This is a genomic window from Mucilaginibacter sp. (assembly GCF_035492695.1).
In the GTDB taxonomy this organism is placed as follows: domain Bacteria; phylum Bacteroidota; class Bacteroidia; order Sphingobacteriales; family Sphingobacteriaceae; genus Mucilaginibacter.
In genome coordinates this window covers 375,610-392,844 of the sequence record NZ_DATJJC010000007.1, presented here as the reverse complement: position 1 = coordinate 392,844, position 17,235 = coordinate 375,610, and the positions used below count along the sequence as shown (strand labels likewise).

Annotated in this window: 14 protein-coding genes; 9 read left to right on the top strand and 5 right to left on the bottom strand. The window is 46.7% G+C overall.

Annotated features, from left to right (window positions below):
- The first annotated feature begins 2 nt into the window (after positions 1 to 2).
- The 3 genes from VL525_RS05970 to VL525_RS05960 all read left to right on the top strand — a co-directional run bounded on the left by VL525_RS05970 (position 3) and on the right by VL525_RS05960 (position 6,437).
- Entirely contained in the window at positions 3 to 5,360 is a 5,358-nt protein-coding gene (locus VL525_RS05970) for a beta-propeller fold lactonase family protein (protein WP_325384370.1), read from the top strand.
- A 66-nt stretch (positions 5,361 to 5,426) separates the two neighbouring features.
- Entirely contained in the window at positions 5,427 to 5,711 is a 285-nt protein-coding gene (locus tag VL525_RS05965) for a hypothetical protein (protein ID WP_325384368.1), read from the top strand.
- 150 nt (positions 5,712 to 5,861) lie between these two features.
- Positions 5,862 to 6,437, top strand: a complete 576-nt coding sequence (locus VL525_RS05960; protein WP_325384366.1) for a YceI family protein — start codon at positions 5,862 to 5,864, stop codon at positions 6,435 to 6,437.
- A 130-nt stretch (positions 6,438 to 6,567) separates the two neighbouring features.
- Here VL525_RS05960 and VL525_RS05955 read toward each other — a convergent pair whose 3' ends face one another.
- Together VL525_RS05955 and VL525_RS05950 are read right to left on the bottom strand one after the other, a co-directional pair.
- Positions 6,568 to 7,011: a DUF2147 domain-containing protein gene (locus VL525_RS05955; protein ID WP_325384364.1), complete on the bottom strand. Its 444-nt coding sequence runs from the start codon at positions 7,009 to 7,011 to the stop codon at positions 6,568 to 6,570.
- Positions 7,012 to 7,072: 61 nt separating this feature from the next.
- Positions 7,073 to 7,528, bottom strand: a complete 456-nt coding sequence (locus VL525_RS05950; RefSeq protein ID WP_325384362.1) for a DUF1801 domain-containing protein — start codon at positions 7,526 to 7,528, stop codon at positions 7,073 to 7,075.
- Positions 7,529 to 7,641: 113 nt separating this feature from the next.
- Here VL525_RS05950 and VL525_RS05945 point away from each other — a divergent pair, with 113 nt between their 5' ends.
- Together VL525_RS05945 and VL525_RS05940 are read left to right on the top strand one after the other, a co-directional pair.
- On the top strand, positions 7,642 to 9,246 hold the full coding sequence (locus VL525_RS05945; protein WP_325384359.1) for a sensor histidine kinase: 1,605 nt from the start codon (positions 7,642 to 7,644) through the stop codon (positions 9,244 to 9,246).
- Positions 9,247 to 9,336: 90 nt separating this feature from the next.
- Entirely contained in the window at positions 9,337 to 11,730 is a 2,394-nt protein-coding gene (locus VL525_RS05940; RefSeq protein WP_325384357.1) for a glycoside hydrolase family 3 N-terminal domain-containing protein, read from the top strand.
- 52 nt (positions 11,731 to 11,782) lie between these two features.
- On the opposite strand, the gene VL525_RS05935 is transcribed toward VL525_RS05940, so the two are convergent.
- Positions 11,783 to 12,448, bottom strand: coding sequence for a DUF1349 domain-containing protein (locus VL525_RS05935; RefSeq protein WP_325384355.1), 666 nt, complete (start codon positions 12,446 to 12,448; stop codon positions 11,783 to 11,785).
- 151 nt (positions 12,449 to 12,599) lie between these two features.
- Between VL525_RS05935 and VL525_RS05930 the strand changes: the two genes are divergently transcribed.
- Together VL525_RS05930 and VL525_RS05925 are read left to right on the top strand one after the other, a co-directional pair.
- Complete coding sequence (locus tag VL525_RS05930) at positions 12,600 to 13,814, top strand: ROK family protein (protein WP_325384352.1); 1,215 nt, start codon at positions 12,600 to 12,602, stop codon at positions 13,812 to 13,814.
- 11 nt (positions 13,815 to 13,825) lie between these two features.
- Entirely contained in the window at positions 13,826 to 14,482 is a 657-nt protein-coding gene (locus tag VL525_RS05925; protein ID WP_325384350.1) for an NAD(P)-dependent oxidoreductase, read from the top strand.
- A 5-nt stretch (positions 14,483 to 14,487) separates the two neighbouring features.
- Here VL525_RS05925 and VL525_RS05920 read toward each other — a convergent pair whose 3' ends face one another.
- Positions 14,488 to 15,144 (bottom strand): HAD family hydrolase, encoded by a 657-nt coding sequence (locus VL525_RS05920; protein ID WP_325384348.1) that lies wholly within the window; start codon positions 15,142 to 15,144, stop codon positions 14,488 to 14,490.
- 26 nt (positions 15,145 to 15,170) lie between these two features.
- Entirely contained in the window at positions 15,171 to 16,118 is a 948-nt protein-coding gene (locus VL525_RS05915) for a hypothetical protein (RefSeq protein WP_325384346.1), read from the bottom strand.
- A 99-nt stretch (positions 16,119 to 16,217) separates the two neighbouring features.
- On the opposite strand from VL525_RS05915, the gene VL525_RS05910 reads away from it, so the two are divergent.
- Both VL525_RS05910 and VL525_RS05905 read left to right on the top strand, forming a co-directional pair.
- Complete coding sequence (locus tag VL525_RS05910; protein WP_325384344.1) at positions 16,218 to 16,676, top strand: Lrp/AsnC family transcriptional regulator; 459 nt, start codon at positions 16,218 to 16,220, stop codon at positions 16,674 to 16,676.
- A gap of 28 nt (positions 16,677 to 16,704) precedes the next feature.
- Positions 16,705 to 17,226, top strand: coding sequence for a DUF3347 domain-containing protein (locus VL525_RS05905; protein ID WP_325384342.1), 522 nt, complete (start codon positions 16,705 to 16,707; stop codon positions 17,224 to 17,226).
- The last annotated feature ends 9 nt before the right edge of the window (positions 17,227 to 17,235 follow it).

The following is a 17,235-nucleotide window of genomic DNA, read 5'->3' as shown; positions in this document are numbered from 1 at the left end:
TTATGAAGAGATACTTAGGGCGTATAAGTGTTATAATTTTTCTTCTTTTCATAAGATTGTCCGCTGGCGCACAAACCGATCAAACCGTTAACAACGGGGGCAGCACTACGGCAATTACCTTTACCTCCACCCAATGTCAGTACAATTGGGTTAACAACACGCCCGGTATTGGCCTGGCCACGAGCGGCACCGGTAATGTTCCGTCCTTCACTGCTATAAATAAAGGCCCCACTGCTATCACGGCCACAATAACAGCGACACCCGAAGCCGTACCGCTGGCTTATGTGGCCAGTTATACAAATGGCCTTGTTTATGTGTTAAATACCGCTACTAATACGGTTATAAAAACAATACAAGCGGGCACCAATCCTTTTAGCGTCGCAGCCAGCGCCGATGGTACACGGGTTTATGTTGCCAACCAGGGTTCGGGCGACATATCCGTAATTAATACAACTAATAATGTCGTCATAGCTACTATACCTGCGGGTCCGGTACCTCTTACGGGTATGGCTATTAGTCCGGATGGAACCCGGCTTTATGTGGTAAATCAGACTGCGAAAACCGTTTCGGTCATCAACACTACAGCAAGCTCCATATCAGCCACTATTCCTGTGGGTGCCGGCCCTATCAGTATCCAGGTAAGTCCCGACGGCACCAAGGTATATGTTGGCAATTATGATGATGGAACCGTAAGTGTTATAAACGCGGCCGCCAACACGGTTATTACAACTATTCCCACAGGAGCCGGGGCAACAGGCTTGTCCCTTAGTTTAGACGGCACACGGCTATATGTAGCAAATGAGCTTCTGGATAATATTTCTGTCATCAGTACAGGTAATAATGGGATACTTGCTACTGTTCCGGTAGGCATGGGTCCTTACAATACGGCAATTAGCCCTGACGGCAAGCGATTATACGTTGTTAATAATATAGCAAATACCGTTTCCGTTGTCAATGTCTCAACCCGTTCCGTTATAAATACTATCCAGGTAAGTTCGGGCCCGTATGGTATCTCCCTTACCCCGGACGGAAAACTTGCATATATCTCGACCGTATCCGGGAATAATGTATCTGTACTAAATACGACAACCAACAAGATCACAGGTAACGTATCCGCGGGCCCCGGCCTCTATTCAGCAGGCAATTTTATTAGCCCTGGCATTTGCGTATCACCGACGGCTACTTTCAATATTACAATAAAAAGTTCGTTACCTGCTTCGCCGGATATAAGCTATCAGACACCTCAGAACTACAAAGTAAATTCGGCGATCACACCGCTGACACCTAAAAATATCGGCGGTACTGTGCCGCCTAATATATACGGACAAGTAACAACGTTTGCAGGAGGAGGCGCCATGGTGAGCATTGACGGTACTGGAATCAATGCCAGTTTCAGCAGTCCTTCGGGCATTACCATCGATCAAAAGGGCATTTTATACGTATCGGATTATTTGGGCGGGGCCATCCGAAAAGTTACTCCGGCAGGTGTAGTGAGTACCATCAACCAATCACAGAGTCCCGCATGCCTTGTAATAGACGATCTGAACAATCTATATGTAACCGAATTTGAAGCCAGTTATATTGCGAAGATCGACGCGGCCAGGGTAAAAACCAGGTACGCGGGCGTAGGTGGACAAGGTGCTGCCAACGGGCCCGCAGCATTTGCAACTTTTAACAATCCCGGCGGGATCACGATAGACCCATCTGGGAATATTTTTGTTGCTGATCAGCAGAATAACATGATCAGGGAAATTTCCGCAGCAGGTATAGTAACCACTTTTGCCGGTAATAAAAATCCGGGAAAAGCAAATGGAACCGGGGTAAGTGCAAGCTTCAATAATCCCGATGGCATTGTTATTGACCTGCAGGGGAACTTATATGTTGCGGATACTAAAAACAACCTGATCAGAAAAATAACGCCTGCGGGAGTGGTAACAACCTTAGCCGGAAGCGGTGCAGTCGGGCATGGCGATGGAGCAGGCCTGGCGGCGACGTTTAATTATCCAACAGGTATCGCCGTTGATATCTCAGGAAATTTGTATGTAGCAGATTTCAAAAATAATATGATCCGCATTATAAGCCCGGCGGGCACGGTAACCACGTTAGCGGGCGATGTTATACATGGCAACGCCGATGGCACAGGCAAAGCCGCACGCTTTTACGGACCTTTACAATTGGTTACGGATAATAAAGGTTATTTGTATGTAACAGATCAATTGAACAACCTGATCAGGAAAATTGCGTTAACCGGGTATACCATTGACAAACCGCTGCCGGCAGGCATGACTTTCGATCCAACAACGGGAAAAATCAGTGGTACACCAACCGTTTTGTCGCCTTCTACTGATTATACTGTAACGGCATATAATGCGGGGGGCAGCAGCGTTACGGTGGTCAACATCGCTGTAACAAATGATATTCCAACTATTATCGCCGGCACTCCATCCGGCAACATATCTGCCTGCTTCGGCTCGGCTTCCGCAACGCCGAACATCCAGCAGTTTACTGTTTCGGGAGACGGATTAACGGGTAATATCACTGTGACAGCTCCGCCAGGTTTTGAAATATCCCTCGCTCCAAACTCCGGCTACGCAAAAACCGTTACCATTACTCAATCGGCTGGTGCCGTTAATAACAAGATCCTTTACGTACGGTCTGCGGCTGCCGATCCGACGGGAAATATTTCCGGCAATGTAACACTGTCGTCGCCTGGTGCACTGGGGCAAAACGTAGCCGTTAGCGGGGTCGTCAATGCGATACCCGTCGTGAACCCGGTAACAAGTCAAATGGTAAATGAGGGTGAAAATACAACGGCTATAAATTTCACGGGGACAGGCAATACTTATTCCTGGACCAATAATACACCAGGTATTGGATTGCCTGCAAGCGGTATGGGGGATATCACCGCTTTTACCGCGGTAAATAATAGCACAAGTCCGGTAACCGCTACCATTACCGTCACGCCACACACAGCCGGGTACGCTTATATTGCGAACTATGGGAGCAACACAATATCTGTCGTCAATACGGCAAATAATACCGTGGTAGCAACCATCCCGGTAGGTACAAGTCCCTGGGGGGTTTCGGTAAGCCGCGATGGCACCCGTGTTTATGTTAGTAACCAGGGCTCAAATAATGTCTCGGTAATTAACACTGCAGGCAATGCAGTCATCGCTACTATACCCGTTGGAACCATGCCCGAAGGGATAGTTGTTAGCCCTGATGGAACGCGGGTATATGTTACCACCCTAACCGGAAGTGGTATCACTGTGATCAATGCCACCAACAACACCGTTGTTAACGGAACTATTCCTACCGGGTCGAACCCGCAAGGCATAACGTTGAGCCCTGATGGACGCAAACTTTACGTAGTAAATGCCGGGGACAATACGGTTTCGATAGTAAACACTAACAACAACGCCATTGTTGCAACCATCCCGGTTGGCTCGGCGCCTTCAAACGCTGTAGTTACACCCGATGGCCGTTTTGTTTATGTAACTAACCGGGGGGCGAGCACAATTTCTGTCATTAATACCACGACAAATGCAGTGATTGCGACTATTCCGGTTGGCAATAACCCTACCGGCATTGCGGTAAGTCCCGACGGTACCAAAGTTTACAGTTCTGATTCAAATTCGAGTTCGGTGTCGGTCATCAATACCGCTACAAATATGGTGGTATCAACGATCACAGCGAATTATACACCGGATGGTATATCCGTCAGTGCCGATGGCACGACCCTGTACGTCGCAGGCTTTAGTGTCGACCAGTTGTTGATCATCAACGCAGCCACAGGCGCGCTCTTGTCGACCGTCGACGTTGGCCGAAACCCCGGTTCAGCCGGAAACTTTCTTGCCACCGGCACTCTTTGTCCGGGTGCGCCTGTTACTTTTACTATCACCGTTGCCCCAACGCCTATCCCGGTCATCACAGCTACAGGTTCCATAAATGCGTTAACCACAACCTACGGCACTCCATCAGCCTCCGCAAGTTTCAATGTCTCGGGAGCCGGAATGACCGCCGGAATCCTGGTTACTCCGCCGCCCGGGTTCGAAGTCAGTACTGACAGGATAAATTTTAGCCCGACGGCTACTGTAGGGGCTGCGGGTACTATTGCGCCGACAACGGTTTATATAAGGCTATCCCAAACAACCAATGCAGGGAGTTATTCGGGAAATATAGTTTTGAGCAGCAATGGCGCGACCAGTGTCAATGTGGCTACAGCAAATAGTACCGTTAATCCTGCGCTGCTAACCATTACAGCCAACAACGTTGATAAGCCTTTTGGCACGGCGCTTACCGGCGGCCCCGGCTCGACAGCATTTTCCCCTTTCGGCCTGCAAAACAATGAGACCATAGGCAGCGTGACCATAACTTATGGTGCAGGCGCAGCAGCAACAGACCCGCGTGGTTTTTACCCGGGTGCCGTAACTGCCAGTAACGCAACCGGTGGTATCTTTAACCCGGCCAATTACATTATTTCTTACGTACGCGGTGGTATTACAGTTATTGTACCTTCGGCGATAACGGCTACGGGCACGCCAAGCGGACTAAATACCATTTATGGCACGCCTTCGTCACCCGGCAGTTTCAGCTTATCCGGCTCAAACCTCAATTCGGCAATTACAGTTACACCTCCGACTGGCTTCGAGGTAAGTAACAATAATATAAACTTCAGCAGTACTATTACTGTCGGAGGATCGGGCAATGTGCCAAATACGACTATTTATCTTCGGCTGGCTGCAACCACACCTGTCGGTACTTATTCGGGAAATATTGTAATGAGCAGCGACGGCGTACCTGACGTGGATGTTGCCATACCCAATAGCACGGTTGATCCGGCTTCGCTGGTTATAGCCGCCGACGACCAAGAAAAATACCAGGGCCAGCCCAACCCTGCGTTAACGGTTACTTACTACGGTTTTGTAAATAACGAGGGACCGGCTGTTTTTACCAAACCGTTAACAATAAGTACTACGACAACTTTAAACTCGCCGGTTGGGTTATACCCCATTGTAACAGGCAACGCTGAAGCAGCAAATTACACCATAACCTTTTTGCCAGGCACATTGACGGTAAAACTATCTCCTCTTTCTGTCCAGATACCAAACGCTTTCACCCCGAACGGGGATGGTGTTAACGATGTTTGGAACATCGAAAGTTTGGCTGCTTATCCGCATTGCCGGGTATCGATATACAGTCGTTACGGCAATATGGTTTTCCAGTCGAGGGGGTACGCAAAGCCATGGGACGGCACCGTTAACGGTGTTTCGGCACCCGTCGGAGCCTATTATTACATCATCTACCCGGATGAAAATAATATACAGGTATTGTCTGGTTATGTGGCTGTTATTCGATAAAGGATAACTGTTCGGCAGTATTATGACAACCTCTTTTGGCCTTTTTACGTATTAATTAATATTATTATGCGTGGCTATATCCTTATTCCTGAATCTGTTTCGTGCAATGTGTGTAAATATTGCGGCGCACGCCCAATTATCGTCCTGGCGGATGCAGCGGAATATGTGATAAAATGTCCGAACAGCGACTCGCATTATCACACTGAACCTGGTTTGATCGATATAGAAGACTGGAACCTGCATAATCTGCCCTCGGCAAACGACCAGGTAGATGTAGCACCCAACAAAGCAGTGCTCGACCACTTCTTCTATCTTAACGGCGCCATTATTTCGCTCGCCAACGCCGACTAAAGCGATTTTTTGTTTTTCTGTAAGCCAGATCATTACTACAAACTGAAAAATTACACTTTGCAGACCAATTTTATAGATGTTTAAACATTTAATTTGAGAAAGACGTTTTATATTTGCGGCATAAAAAACAAAAACTCGAATTCAATCAAAATGAAAAAGACATTTTTATTAATTGCCGCAGTATTATTCACTACGGCAACATTTGCACAAAGCACCTGGAAGGCTGACAAGGCACATTCGCATTTAACCTTCACCATTACCCACCTGGCAGTATCTGATGTAGACGGTACATTTAAGGATTTTGATGCTACCATCACTGCATCAAAGCCTGATTTCAGCGATGCCAAAGTTTCGTTCACAGCTAATACCGCTTCAGTAAACACGGGCGTCGATCAGCGTGACGGTCATCTAAAAAGCCCTGACTTTTTCGATGTGGCAAAATACCCGACCCTGACATTTACAAGCACATCCATCAAACCGGCAGCTGCCAATCATTATACAGTTACAGGTAACCTGACTTTGGGAGCGGTTACCAAACCGGTTACTGTCGACCTTTGGTACCGAGGTACAATTACCAACCCGATGAGCAAAGCGCCTGACGCCGGTTTTTCGGTTACCGGAACCCTTAAACGTTCTGATTTTAACTTCGGCAGTAAATTTGGCTCGCCTATGCTGAGCGATGAAGTGGCATTCAAAGCTTCGGGAGAATTTGCCAAAGCCAATTAAGCTGATTGAGCGGAAAGCTTAAAGCAGAAAGCGAAATGCTTATAATAATAATATGAAACGCCCGGAATAATCCGGGCGTTTTTAATATCTGCTTAAAATAAATCCGAAATTGCACATTCGATATTTGAAATCATAGCCTTCTAAAGGTCATTGTCTTTCCAAAAATCTTTAGGTGCCAATACCCTTTTACCCTTAAAATACCTTGTTTATCGATATATGCCGAGGCGTTGTATTCCTTTCCGGTTTTAGCCTCATAGATCATACCATCTTCCCACACATCATCTTTCGGATCGTATTTCAGGTCGCGCAGCACATCCATACCTAATATCTTCCGGCTGCGCAAAGCTGGATCAGGATTATGCTTGTCGGTCCATTCGTCCATAGCCTTTGCCGGGTCGTCTTTGTACCAGGTGATCTTCCCCCTAAACCTGTCCCCGCTTTTATATACCTGGACAACCAGGTTCTTTTCCGACGACACCCACTTACCCAGTATACGGTCGCCATTTGGAGGCGTGGCCCCGTTCGACAGCAGGCAGGAAAAGATCAGAAGTATTATAACGAGGCCTTTAAACATGGTAGCGTAACAACAAGCGAAAATAGCTTAATGTTAACATCACGGAAATAAAATGTTTAAATTATCTTCTCACCGCCTGTTCGCAGATATCTATCCACTGCATTACGGTAAGTTTTGAAGCCAGTTCGCCAATAAGGGCGTAAGGTATGTCGTCCATTTTTTTAAAACGGATGCAGGCCTTACCCATATCCAGTTTTGTTTTGCAGTGTTTGGGATATTCGTTCGCAAACCATTCGTGCAGTTTGCTATTGCCGTAAACGCACATAGCATGTAGTGCAATAAAATTTTTCTGCGACCCAAGGTTCATATAAGGCAAGGGCACTTTCGGATCGCAATGGTAGCCTTTGGGATATATGGAATGCGGCACAACATAGCCCAGCATGCCGTACCCCATAGTTTCTTCGAAACCCTCCGGAAGATTTTTCAATATCGCTTCGCGAATTTTACTGACAGCCTCCTTTCGTTCGGGCGGAAGGGAAGCAATATACTCGTCCGGTGTTTCAGCAGGCGATTGCATAGTAATTTCGGTTTACTTGAGATGAATATAGCTAAATTCTTAGATTAACGAATGTTAATTTTCTCTGCATGATCAAAATTTGTAATTTACGCAGATAAACCTTAACCAGGAAAATGCCTTTTCGACCCCAAACGATCAGCAATGATGATGTGCAGCTTGCCAGGCGCAGGGACGTGCTTACCCGTGTAAGCCGCTTCTTGACCATGTCGGTGGGCATAATGGGTATGCTGGTTCTATCAGGCTGGTTTTTCAATATCGAATTTTTAAAGCGCCCCCTGCCTAAACTGGTTGCCATGAACCCGTTAACGGCGATGTGTTTTATTTTGTCTTCCTTTTCCCTTTTTTTATTGACACATCCTGCGTCAATAAAACGGCGAATAAATGCCGCGCTGGGTATTACGTCTGTTGTGATTGCAATAAGTATGACCAAGCTATTAAGTTTAACTTTAGGCTTAGGCATACATATCGATGAGTGGCTATTCCATAACAAGCTGGAAAAAGATGTTGTAGGCAATATAAGCAACCGCATGGCGCCTAATACTGCTGTCGCATTTCTGCTTACCGGGATAGCATTGCTGCTGCTGGACAAGCAAACCGCCAGGGGCAGGGTGCCCTCACAGTATTTAGCATTGGTAATAAGTATGCTGGGGATGTTATCTGTACTTGGCTACCTGTACAGGGTGCAGTCTTTTTACGGCGTTTTGACCTATATACCGATGGCTATTCATACGGCTGTTTGTTTTTTGCTCATAGCAATTGCAATTTTGTTCGCACACCCCGAAAAAGGTTTGATGGCCGTTTTTACCGGTACCGAAGCCGGGGCCACTAACGCCCGCATAATGATACCGGCTGCTATTATAATTCCCCAGGTGCTTGGCTTTTTCAGGCTTTATAGTTCGTGGGCCGGGCTATTCTCGCTTGAATTTGGCACTGCTCTGCTCATATTGTGCACTATGGTGATCTTTTTGACCGTTGTGTGGCTAACTATACGGGAACTGAACAGAAAAGAGGCTTTAAAATTGGCCGCACAGGAACAATTACGCGCAACAAATAAAGAGTTGGAGGCGTTCTCCTATTCTGTTTCGCACGATCTTCGCGCACCGCTCAGGGCCATCCAGGGTTACACCCAAATGCTGAATGAGGACTATGGAACCTTGTTGGACGAGGAAGGTAAACGGATTATAGGTGTGGTAAAAAACAATACCACGCAAATGGGCAAACTTATCGACAGCCTGCTTGCCTTTTCACATCTCGGCAGGAAAGAGATACAAAAGACGAGGATCGACATGAATGGCCTTATCAATAATGTATTGGTTGAGATAGACCGGTCGGTTACCCATAATGCAAAAATAATAATTGATGATTTGCATGGTGCAAATGGTGATTATAATTTGGTACACCAGGTAATGTTTAACCTGATCTCAAACGCGATTAAGTATTCGTCAAAAAAAGAGCAACCGGTTGTCAAAATATCTTCCGAAAAAAAGGGCAGCGAGGTAACATTCTCTGTAACGGACAACGGAGCCGGTTTCGATATGCAATTTGCTAACAAGCTGTTCGGTGTTTTTCAGCGCCTGCACACCGAAAACGAATTTGAGGGAACGGGTATAGGCCTGGCTATCATCCACCGCATCATCGCAAAGCACGGCGGACAGGTTTGGGCCGAAGGCAAAGTAGATGAAGGCGCCACCTTTTATTTTACACTGCCCGAAAATTAATTCACCTTATAGCAGGGATAAAATTCGAAATTGAACATCCGAATTTCGAAATCAAACTTATATTTGAAGCAAACCTATATTTCTTCTTCCATGAAAAAGCTACTGCTACTGCTGTTACTATTACCCTTGTTGTCCTTTGCCCAGCAAAAAAACATCTACCACAAAGGCTGGATCGATTTTAACAAGAACGGCAAAATGGATGTGTTTGAAGACCCTTCGCAAACAGTTGAAAAACGCATTGCCGACCTGCTGAGCCAGATGACCGTGGAAGAGAAAACCTGCCAGCTGGCTACGTTGTATGGCTATAAACGGGTTTTAAAAGAGGAAATGCCGGCGGAGTCGTGGAAGAACGAAGTATGGAAGGACGGCATAGCCAATATAGACGAGGAACTGAACAACCTGACATCGCATACCGATGCTGCGCCAACGCAATACTCCTACCCTTACAGTAAACATGCCGCTGCCATTAATACCATACAAAAATGGTTTGTGGAGGAAACACGCATAGGCGTTCCTGTTGATTTTACGAATGAAGGCATACATGGATTGAACCATGACCGGGCTACCTCGCTGCCGGCGCCTATCGGTATCGGAAGCACCTGGGATAAGCCTCTGGTTCGCCTTGCGGGTGACGTTGTTGGGCGCGAAGCAAAAGCTTTAGGATACACCAATGTATATGCACCGATACTCGATCCTGCCCGCGACCAGCGCTGGGGCCGGGTGGTGGAATGTTATGGCGAAGATCCCTTTCTGATAGCCGAACTGGGTAAACAAATGACCCTCGGGATACAGGAACAGGGGGTTGCGTCAACGCTCAAACACTTCGCGGTGTACAGCGTGCCAAAAGGCGGGCGCGACGGCGCGGCACGTACCGATCCGCATGTGGCTCCGCGCGAAATGTACCAGTTGTACCTTTACCCGTTTCGCCGGGTGATACAGGAGGCGCATGCCATGGGCGTGATGAGCAGCTATAACGACTGGAACGGCGAACCTATAACCGGCAGTTATTACTTCCTGACCGAACTGCTGCGGCAAAAGTTTGGCTTTAAAGGTTATGTGGTATCGGACAGCGAAGCCGTTGAGTTTCTTTACTCCAAGCATCACGTTGCAGGGGATATTAAAGAAGCTGTCCGCCAGGCCATTGAGGCGGGGCTAAATGTCCGGACCAATTTTACCATGCCGCAAACTTATATTATGCCGCTGCGCGAATTGGTTAAAGAGGGCAAAGTATCAATGAAAACCCTGGACAGCCGTGTAGCGGATGTATTAAGGGTAAAATTTGAACTGGGGCTTTTTGATCATCCTTATGTGCAGGACACCAAAGCGGCCGATAAGATCGTCCACAATGCTGAGGCAAGCCAGATGGGTTTACAGATGAACAGGAAGAGCATGGTACTGCTTAAAAACGAGCACAACTTATTACCATTAAATAAACCGGCCTTAAAAAACATACTGGTTACTGGTCCGCTTGCGGCGGCCACCAGCTATGCAACCAGCCGCTACGGCCCGTCGCACAACCCAACTACGAGTGTTTTGGAAGGTATAAGAAATTATGTGGGCAGCAGCACAAAAGTGAGCTATGCAAAAGGCTGCGATATTGTGGACGCGACCTGGCCTGAAAGCGAGATAATTGAGACGCCGCTGACAGCGCAGGAACAGGCAAGTATCGATTCTGCCGTAAATCTTGCCAAACAATCCGACGTGGTTATAGCAGTTGTGGGCGAAGATGAGAACCGCGTGGGTGAAAGCCTGTCGCGTACCGGGCTTAATTTGCCCGGCAGGCAGCTAAAACTGATTCAGGCATTACAGGCTACAGGCAAACCGGTGGTGATGGTGATGATAAACGGGCAGCCACTTACTATTAACTGGGAAAACAAATATGTACCTGCGATACTGGAAGCGTGGTTCCCCGGCCCCGAAAGCGGCCGCGTGATAGCTGAGACCTTATTTGGCGATAACAATCCCGGCGGAAAATTATCCATCACTTTCCCAAAAACGGTTGGGCAGATAGAGTTCAACTTTCCTTTCAAGCCATCGTCGCAAGCCGGGCAGGGCGGGCCAAACAGTTGGGGGCACACCAGCGTGAATGGCGCGCTGTACCCTTTTGGGTATGGATTAAGCTATACGTCGTTTGATTATAGTAACCTACAGGTATCGCCCGAAAAAGAAAAGCAACAGGGTGACGTAAAAGTGACTGTGGATGTAACCAATACCGGGCAGCGAAAAGGCGATGACGTGGTGGAATTGTACCTGAAACAGGAACTGAGCGATGTAACTGTTTATGATTACGACCTGCGCGGTTTCGAACGCATAAGCCTGGAACCAGGTGAAAAGAAAACGGTGGAATTTACCCTGCACCCGGATGACCTTGCCATATTGGACAAAAACATGAGCTGGATGGTAGAGCCCGGCAAGTTCCAGGTGATGATAGGGGCGTCGTCGGAAGATATTAAGTTGAAACAGGAGTTTGAGGTGGAGAAATAGTCCTCGATACGGGCTTACGAAGTTTTGAAACCTTCGCAACTTTGAATAATCTTTACTCGCCCGCGTAAGGATCTTTTATTTTTTTATTCGAGTAGCTGACCTCCGAAAAAGTGACTTTATTACTCTTACCCGTCGGCGATTGCGCCATAAAACCAAGCTTCAGCGGCCCTTTTGCATTAAACTGCAAGTGCCGTACCAGGAACCATTTTTTATTGTCAGTTGAATAGTATAGCGTTATTACATTACCGGCCTTTGCTATTTTGTAGTAAACTTTATCGCCGTTAATGGCTACCGAGTTGCAATCGTCGGAAATGTTATTGGTTACCACGCTAACTACACGGTGCTGTCCGGTATAATCCTTTTCAAAGCAGAACTTTATCCAGTTCAGGTTATCTGCTTTCAGTACTATTGCGCCGCCATCCCATTTATTCCGAAAATGATGTTCGATACAGGCAGTTAGCACAAAGTTATCGTCCGGTTTAAAAAAAAGCTTTGGGGCATTATCAGTATTGTAAGTTACGTTCGGGTCGCGGAACATATCCGTTTTTTCGCCAGCCTCAACGGTGATCGAATTGACACCGGCCGAATAACTCAATGGTTTATTTTCCCAGGTAAGCAAGTAAGGTATCTTTAAGAACTTTAAAGGTCTCTGCGCATCGCAATTAACCGAGACCAAGGCAGTGAAAAACAATGCCATGCTGTAATTATATGCTCTCATTTATTGTGGTTTAGCGGTTTTTACATAAATGTAAATACTTTCGGAAACTTTATTGTTGTCCTTGTACTTTATGTCATATTTATTACTTTTATAAATAATTTAAAAAGTGCTTGCCGGAAACCCCGATTACGGCCAAACCTGAATTGTTTGAATGGAAATTAAACCTAAAAGTGTAATAAAAGGTTCTCAACTAAAGAACATGATCATCAAGCGGCTTTATTTTGACAAAGCCATGTCGTGCGCCGAATTAAGCGACCTTTTTGATAAAAGTATCCCTTCCATAGCCAAAGCTATTAACGAGCTGATAGACGAAGGTTTTGTTGTTGAACAGGGCTATGCCCCGTCAAGCGGCGGGCGGCGCCCCCTGCTCTACTCCATTAAGCCCGATGCCATGTACATACTGGCCATTGCGATGGACCAGCTTTCGACCCGTATCCAGTTACTCGACCTGTTCAATCACCCGGTAGCCGATGCGTTGTCGATAGACCTTAGGCTGCAAAATAACCCGGATGCACTCGGCATTTTGATAAAAAACATCAACGAATATATCAGTAAAGCGCCGGTGCATAAAGACAAGATAGCCGGTATCGGGATAGGAATGCCCGGGTTTGTAAATGTACTCGAAGGTGTTAATTATACTTACCTGGATAGCGGCGGCACAAGTTTGTCCCAGTATCTTACCAACCAAACAGGCTTGCCTGCACATATTGATAACGACTCCAGCCTTATAGCGCTAGCTGAACAAAAATTTGGCACTGCCAAATCGCAAAAAGATGTAATGGTGATCAACCTGGGCTGGGGCATCGGGTTGGGTATGATCGTAAAGGGCGAAATATACCGGGGGCATAACGGGCTTGCAGGGGAATTGAGCCATATCCCGCTTTCAGATGACGATACCTTATGTGCCTGCGGCAAACGCGGGTGCCTTGAGTCGGCAGCGTCCATGCTTGTAGTTTCTGAGAAAGCAATAGAGGGTATCCGGAGCGGAAGGGTTACGAGTTTAAAAAATTCGGGCACATCGCCAACAAAGGCGTTGGGCGATGCCATTATGGAAGCCGCCACCAATGGCGACCAGTTTGCTATTGAATTACTTACCGATGCCGGTTACAAAATAGGCAAGGCACTTGCCATCCTAATCCATATCATGAACCCCAAAACCATTGTATTAAGTGGCAGGGGCGCACGTGCCGGCAAGATATTGATGGCGCCCATCCAGCAGTCGCTTCATAAATATTGTATCCCGAGGCTTGCCGAAAGCACCGAATTGCTGATATCAGACCTGGGCTTTGATGCCGAACTGATTGGCGCCGCTGTGTTGATGATGGAGAATTTTGACCGGGACCACAAAGTTTTAATACACGCCTGATACTTTAGCCGATGCATATCCTCGTATTAGGCGGTACAGGCCGGACAGGCAGACTGGTGATAGACGAGGCGTTGAAACGGGGATATAAGGTTAGTGTGGTAGTAAGCCACGAATACAGGTTAAAACACGACCCCAAACTTCTCGACGTACACGAAGGGACACCTTTGAATAAATACACCCTGGCTGAAGCTATGAAGGGTTGTGATGCGATCATCAGTACGCTGAATATTTCGAGGATGTCCGATTTTCCCTGGGCAGCACTGCGCACCAGCGAGGATTTTCTGTCCGTATCGATGAAAAATATACTTGAGGCCGCTGCTGAAAAACAAGTGAAGCGCATTATTATAACAAGCGCCTGGGGAGTAGCTGAAACCTGGAAGGATATTCCATTTTGGTTCAGGTGGCTGGTTCACTACAGCAATATCCATTATGCTTATTACGAGCACGAACGCCAGGAAGAATTGCTAAAAAATTCGGATACTGAATGGACCGCTGTACGTCCCGCCGGCCTTACCGATTCGCTGAAAGAAAAGGAAATAAAAGTATCGTTAAATAATTCGCCTAAGCCCTCGCTTACCATCAGCAGGCTTAATACAGCAAAATTTATGCTGGATGTTTTGGAACAGGGCCTTTATATCAGGCAGTGCCCGGTAATATCGGAAAAGTAAATATTTTATAACAACTCCTTCAGTTCTTCAAACGAATCAATCGTCGCCACCATTCCTTCTCCTACCTTGCCAAACCCGTATGATGCAAAGATGAAAGGCACTCCTGCCTTAGCAGCCGAATCGCGGTCGCCGTTGGTATCGCCAATGTAAACCGGCGCCTGCAGGTTATGATCGTTTACAATATCCCTGATATTTTCGGCTTTGGGCTGCCCTTTGGTGCCGTAGCATTGATGGGCTAAAAAATGATCCGCTACCGGGCAATGGTCCAGGAACGTTTCGATATAGCCGCTTTGACAATTGCTTACGATATACAGCTTATACTTACCTGCAAGATATTTAATAGTGTTCGCCAGGTCGGGATAAAGGTCGCCGCCCATCTCCTCCAGGATATCTATTTCACTTTGTGCGCAAACCGATTTAAAATAATTCCGCCGTTCAACTTCCATGTCGGGCAGCAAAACTTCAAATATCACGTCGTAAGCCATTCCGGTTATCGAGCGTACGCGTTCGCGGGTAATACTGTCCACTTCTTCATAACCCACCTGCAGCCTTGCCTTTTCCCAGGCCAGGGCCACATTGCCGGTCGAGTCCCAAAGGGTACCGTCGAGATCAAAAATTATGCTGTCGAATTTATTTTTCAATGAAGCGGCTCCTGTTTGCATGGCCGCAAAAATAAAAGATTTTACAATTATTTAAGCGCCTGTTTTATCGCTTCAAAATCGACGATATAAATATCCGACAGGCCGTTGTTTGCAGATTGCAGTTTGCGGTTCAGCCGCTGCATGTTGTCCGCATGTGCCGGGGTAGCCGGATCGGTACTGCGGGTGCTGCCGAAATAGAACCATTTCCCATCGCGTGTTACTTTGGGCGACCAGTCTATCGAATTTGAGCTGATAGGCTCCGGCAGCTTTTTCGCCTTTGTCCACATACCGTTTTGCTTATAACTTATGTAGAAATCGAGGTTCTTTAAACCATTTGGCCGGCTCGAATTGTAGATCAGGTAAGACTCATCGGGTGCTATAAACGCCTCATAATCGTGGTAAGGCGTATTGATGGCATCGCCAAGGTTTTCGGCTGGCTGGTATTTACCATCCTTATACTTGCAGCACCAAATATCGCTGCCGCCTTTGCCGCCCGCTCTTGTCGACCCGAAATAAATATTGCCGTTATCCGCCAGCGTAGGATAGTATTCATCCTTTTCGCTGTTGATGGGCGCATTAAGCCTGACAGGCGCGCCCCAGCCATTTTTAGTCATCCTCACCATCCAGATATCGGTGTCATCCTTTGCCGGGTCGCCGTCCCTTAGCGGGCGGTTCGACATAAAATACAACGATCGTCCGTCCTTTGCTACAAATGGGTCGGCATCCATATATTTGCCCGAAAAGGAAGCTACGGCGGGCTCGGTCCACTTGCCATTGCGCTTGTACGACACACAAATAGCGGATATTTTCAGGTCGTAACTGCATTTGATAAAATAAAGGGTGTCTCCGCTTGGTGTGAACGTCCCATGGGACTCGTAATCCCCTTTGCTTATCACTCCGGGCTGAAATACCTGCGGAACCAAATTTTTACTATTTTGCGCCTGGCCAATTACCGCGGAACCAAGCAAAGCAATTACGGCAACTATTTTTTTCATTTGTACTTTAGTTTATACCAAAGCTATGCTGCGCGAAGCAAACGGCCCTTTCGATCCTGAATATTTTGGGCGATTTAACTTTGCATTTTAAGTTTTTTTATGAATAAAAATTTGAATTATAAACCTTTGGACGATCTGAGTGCCCATATACTGGAAGAACTGCAGTTAGATGCACGCTTATCTGTCACCGAGATCGGGCGGCGAGTGGGACTTTCCGCTCCTGCCGTGGCCGAACGTATCAAACGCATGGAAGATGAGGGCATCATTACCGGCTACCGCGCCATGATAGATCACGATAAGATCGGCCTAACCGTTAACGCTATCATCACGCTAAAAGCAAATATGACACATGCAGCGGCGGCCAAACGCATAAGCGAGATACCTGAAATAATAGAATGTTATAATATTACCGGTTATAATTGTGTTATTATGAAGGTGGCAACGCCGACAACAAAACGGCTCGAGGCTATTATAGGGCAGCTTCAAATGATAGGCGAAACCAACACATCCATTATACTTTCGCCTACCTTTGAACCTAAAATAATCCGCCGCAATTAATTTGTAATTTTGAATAAAACTGAACGAAATGAAGACCATAAAGTACATTGCCATTGTCCTGCTATTTATTTCCGCGGGCCGGTTGCGGGCCGAAACCACCGACTTTAATTCATCCATTAATGCTGCTGTAAAAAGCTACCTGGAGATCAAGAATGCTTTGGCAAGCGATAACAGCAAAGCGGCAAATGACGCCGCCAAAAAATTCACCAACGATCTGAAGGGTATTTCTGCCGACCAATTAGATGCAAAGCAGAAAGCAATATGGCAGAAGTATGCAGAGAAGCTTCGTTTTGACGGGGACCATATCGGCGAAAGTACCGATATCAAACACCAGCGCGAACACTTTGGCAGCCTTTCGGCAAATATGTTTGCCGTTTTAAAAGCGCTCAAGGGTAACGAAATGATGCTTTACGAACAATATTGTCCTATGGCCAAAAAAACTTGGCTAAATGAGACCGCCGCTATAAAAAACCCTTATTTAGGTAAAGAAATGCCTTCTTGCGGTGTTGTTAAGGAAACGTTGAAAGCCACAAAGTATCCAAATAAATAAGGCCCCGTT

Coding starts and splice junctions, on each gene's coding strand:
- VL525_RS05970 (WP_325384370.1), top strand. CDS start 3: ATGAAGAGATACTTAGGGCGTATAAGTGTTATAATTTTTCTTCTTTTC.
- VL525_RS05965 (WP_325384368.1), top strand. CDS start 5,427: ATGCGTGGCTATATCCTTATTCCTGAATCTGTTTCGTGCAATGTGTGT.
- VL525_RS05960 (WP_325384366.1), top strand. CDS start 5,862: ATGAAAAAGACATTTTTATTAATTGCCGCAGTATTATTCACTACGGCA.
- VL525_RS05955 (WP_325384364.1), bottom strand. CDS start 7,011: ATGTTTAAAGGCCTCGTTATAATACTTCTGATCTTTTCCTGCCTGCTG.
- VL525_RS05950 (WP_325384362.1), bottom strand. CDS start 7,528: ATGCAATCGCCTGCTGAAACACCGGACGAGTATATTGCTTCCCTTCCG.
- VL525_RS05945 (WP_325384359.1), top strand. CDS start 7,642: ATGCCTTTTCGACCCCAAACGATCAGCAATGATGATGTGCAGCTTGCC.
- VL525_RS05940 (WP_325384357.1), top strand. CDS start 9,337: ATGAAAAAGCTACTGCTACTGCTGTTACTATTACCCTTGTTGTCCTTT.
- VL525_RS05935 (WP_325384355.1), bottom strand. CDS start 12,448: ATGAGAGCATATAATTACAGCATGGCATTGTTTTTCACTGCCTTGGTC.
- VL525_RS05930 (WP_325384352.1), top strand. CDS start 12,600: ATGGAAATTAAACCTAAAAGTGTAATAAAAGGTTCTCAACTAAAGAAC.
- VL525_RS05925 (WP_325384350.1), top strand. CDS start 13,826: ATGCATATCCTCGTATTAGGCGGTACAGGCCGGACAGGCAGACTGGTG.
- VL525_RS05920 (WP_325384348.1), bottom strand. CDS start 15,144: ATGCAAACAGGAGCCGCTTCATTGAAAAATAAATTCGACAGCATAATT.
- VL525_RS05915 (WP_325384346.1), bottom strand. CDS start 16,118: ATGAAAAAAATAGTTGCCGTAATTGCTTTGCTTGGTTCCGCGGTAATT.
- VL525_RS05910 (WP_325384344.1), top strand. CDS start 16,218: ATGAATAAAAATTTGAATTATAAACCTTTGGACGATCTGAGTGCCCAT.
- VL525_RS05905 (WP_325384342.1), top strand. CDS start 16,705: ATGAAGACCATAAAGTACATTGCCATTGTCCTGCTATTTATTTCCGCG.